This window comes from Schnuerera sp. (assembly GCF_035459645.1).
Taxonomy (GTDB): domain Bacteria; phylum Bacillota; class Clostridia; order Tissierellales; family Tepidimicrobiaceae; genus Schnuerera.
Window position 1 is genome coordinate 1 of sequence record NZ_DATHXO010000097.1, and the last position, 2,477, is coordinate 2,477.

General features: G+C 26.8%; 3 protein-coding genes and 1 pseudogene. 1 reads left to right on the forward strand and 3 read right to left on the reverse strand.

Annotated elements, in window-relative coordinates:
* Together VK998_RS02330 and VK998_RS02335 are read right to left on the reverse strand one after the other, a co-directional pair.
* The coding region (locus tag VK998_RS02330) for an alanine:cation symporter family protein (protein ID WP_325225038.1) at nt 1-308 on the reverse strand (308 nt) is incomplete at its 3' end.
* A 218-nt stretch (nt 309-526) separates the two neighbouring features.
* Nucleotides 527-1,474, reverse strand: coding sequence for a calcium/sodium antiporter (locus tag VK998_RS02335; RefSeq protein WP_325225039.1), 948 nt, complete (start codon nt 1,472-1,474; stop codon nt 527-529).
* Nucleotides 1,475-1,632: 158 nt separating this feature from the next.
* On the opposite strand from VK998_RS02335, the gene ytaF reads away from it, so the two are divergent.
* Nucleotides 1,633-2,253 carry a sporulation membrane protein YtaF gene (ytaF, locus tag VK998_RS02340; RefSeq protein WP_325225040.1) on the forward strand — a complete coding sequence of 207 codons (621 nt, stop codon included), beginning with the start codon at nt 1,633-1,635 and terminating at the stop codon, nt 2,251-2,253.
* Between the two features lie 17 nt (nt 2,254-2,270).
* On the opposite strand, the pseudogene VK998_RS02345 reads toward ytaF, so the two are convergent.
* Nucleotides 2,271-2,477 (reverse strand): annotated as a pseudogene (locus VK998_RS02345) (PhzF family phenazine biosynthesis protein); the annotation flags it as partial.

The window sequence follows — 2,477 nt, forward strand, 5'->3', positions numbered from 1 at the left end:
CACATCCAAAATATAGCTCCTGGGCCTCCAGTTGCTATAGCTGTAGCTACTCCAGCTAAGTTTCCTGTTCCTACTTGAGCAGCGATAGATGTGGCTAAAGCTTGAAATGAAGACATTCCATCTTTATCCGCTTTATCACCTCTTTTGAATACATCTCCTAATGCAACTTTGTGAATAAACTTAAATTTACGAACTTGTAAGAACCTTAATCTAAAAGTATAATAAATACCAGTTCCTAGTAAAAGAAAAATTAGAAGCTTATTCCATAATAGATCGTTTAAAACATCTACTATTTTCATAAATTCCATAATTATTCCTCCTTTTCATTTGTTATGTTTTTAGCAAACAATTTATATGATAACATAAAATTAAAATATTTCAAATATTAATTTTAGTAAATTTTAGGCGATTCCCTTATAAATAGTATTTTATTTTTTAGTTTCTATATTATTATTCACTTTTTCTTATCTTTAATTCAACATAATAAAAAATAGCATAAATATGCTATTTTTCATTATCTTTCATATTAAAATATAATGAGTAAATACACTACATAAGAAGAGAGTAACAATAATCCTGTAAATCTGCCAATTTTTTCTTTACAAATCCCTGATATTATAAAAATCAAAGCAACAATCATAGCCATAGGTATATCTAATACCAATGTCTGTTTTGAAATTATTAATCCTCGTTGACTAACTAAAGCTGAAGCTCCCATTGCAATAGACATATTCAATATATTTGCACCTAAAATATTTCCTAAGGATATATTTTGCCGTTGCTTTAATATGGCTGTCAATGATGTTACTAGTTCTGGTAAAGATGTACCAATAGCAAGTAAAGTTAAACTGATCACTTGTTTTGGAATTCTTAAAAAATTTGCAATTTTCACTCCACTATCTACTAATATATGCGCTCCATAAATAATTAAAAATCCTCCTAATATAAATTTTAAAAGATTTATTAATATATCCTTTTTTTTGATAAGTCCCCTCTTTACCTTTTTGTTTTTTCTATCTATTTTTTTATGTTCTATAATATTTACTATTATGAAAAACACTACTAACCCTATTAAAAAATATCCTTCCCTATATGTAATTAATCCTCCCTTAGATAAAATAAAAAAAATACATAGATATGCTATCATCATAATGCCTTTAATACCAAAAAAATGTGATTTAATCTTTATTGGTTTTATTAAAGAGCATATTCCCATTACAAATGCTATATTACATATATAAGAACCTATTACATTTCCAACTGCCATTTCAGAAAAACCTTCATTACTTGCTACAGTAGATACAAAAAACTCAGGTAAAGTTGTAGCTATACTGATAATAGTCGCTCCTATTATTCCAGAGGAAATCCCTGTTCTTTCGGCTATCCATATGGCAGCTTCTATAAACATATCTCCGCCTTTCACAGTCATTATCAAACCAATAACAAATATTATTAATACCCATATTATATTCATAAATTCCTCCTAAAGTATATCTCTATTTTGATAGCTATTATATTTATATATTGGTATATTCACGAATATTCCATATATAATCCATAATTCATTAAACTATCACATCAGATATAATTAGAGAATATGATATAGTATTATAATTTAAAGGAGTGCTAACTGTGGAAACATTATTATTAGTATTAGCTTTGTCTTTAGATGCTTTTGTAGCTAGTATTGCTTATGGTACAAATAATATTAGGATACCTTTTACTTCGGTACTTATAATAGATATAGTCTGTACTTCGTTTTTAGCTATATCTGTTTTGCTGGGAGAATTCATAAAAAATTTTTTGCCTTTAAATCTTACCACTACAATAAGTTTTTTGATTTTGATATTTCTTGGTATATATTATTTATTTGAAAGTTTTGTTAAATCTTTTTTTAAAAATAAAGGTTCTTCAAAAGAAAGGGTAAAAGTTAAACTATTTGATATACGATTAATAATTGATATCTATGTTGATGAAATTAAAGCCGATTTTGATAATTCTAAAAACCTTAACTATAACGAAGCTCTCTACTTAGCTGTAGCTCTTTCTTTAGATTCATTGGCTATAGGTTTTAGTTCTGGTCTTTGTAATATTAATTTTTTCTTAATCATTTTTTTATCTATAGTTTTTAATATATTATCTATTTGGGGTGGTTTATTTATTGGAAGGAGATTCGTTGAAAAATCAAAGATCAACCTTTCTTGGTTAACTGGCATTATTTTAATTACTCTAGGATTTTTAAAATTAAAATAACCAACCTTTTAGGTTGGTTAAAAATACATAATTCCTTCTAATATTAATTTAGCTTCGCCACCAACTTTAATATTGTAACTTTCACCCTCTTTGTCTATGGTACAGTAAATCTTGCTTGGTCTTTTTAAGTATTCTCCTTGAATAGATAATATTTCTTTTCCACTAATATATTCTCCCTTTTTTAAAAAATATATTAGTCCTCCATTTGCAGTGCCTGTGGCAGC